At 59.9% G+C, this 673-nt stretch carries 1 protein-coding gene; it reads left to right on the top strand.

Annotation, left to right across the window (positions count from 1 at the left end):
• Positions 1-79: 79 nt before the first annotated feature.
• Positions 80-673: IS4/Tn5 family transposase DNA-binding protein (locus CF70_RS15515; protein ID WP_035866263.1), on the top strand; the 594-nt coding region annotated here is incomplete at its 3' end.

Here is a 673-nt window from a genome sequence, read left to right as displayed (position 1 = left end):
GTGAAGGTGCGAATTTTCGCTTGTAAACAGATGGAGCCGATGTTAACTTCGGTCATCCTCTTTGCAGCGGCAATCGAGATTGATCGACGAGAACGACACGGACGACTGGGCAAGCGTTGAGTTCGGCGAAGCGAATCTCGGCGATGCCCGTCTGGCGCGGCGTTTGGTGGCGTTGGCGCGCCGGCTTTCCTGCAGTCCGCAGGGGTCGTTTCCCCAGTCGCTCAAGTCGGCCGAACTGAAGGCCGCGTATCGCTTCTTCGACAATACACAGGTCGATACCGACGGCATTCTGGCGCCGCACATTGCGCAAACGCTGGATCGCATGAGGCAGGTACCGGTGGTGCTGGCTGTGCAGGACACGACCGAGTTCAACCTCTCGCATCTGCACGCGACCGAGGGGCTGGGTTATGGCACCGGCGGCAATAAGCGCGGCTTCATGATGCACAGTCTGCTGGCCGTCACGCCTGAGGGCCTGCCATTGGGTGTGCTCGGTATGAAGACCTGGGTGCGAGCGCAAGAGGAGGCCGGCAAGGCGCGTCGATGCAAAGTGCGGCCGATCGCAGAGAAAGAAAGCATCAAATGGATCGAAGGTATCAGGCATCTTGCTGCACTCCGCACGCGTTGTGCAGAAACCCGGTTTGTCTGCATGGGCGACCGTGAGAGCGACGTGTAT

The sequence above is a fragment of the Cupriavidus sp. SK-3 genome, assembly GCF_000611145.1.
GTDB lineage: Bacteria > Pseudomonadota > Gammaproteobacteria > Burkholderiales > Burkholderiaceae > Cupriavidus.
The sequence above is the reverse complement of the archived record's forward strand: the minus strand, read 5'-3'. Positions and strand labels throughout refer to the sequence as shown.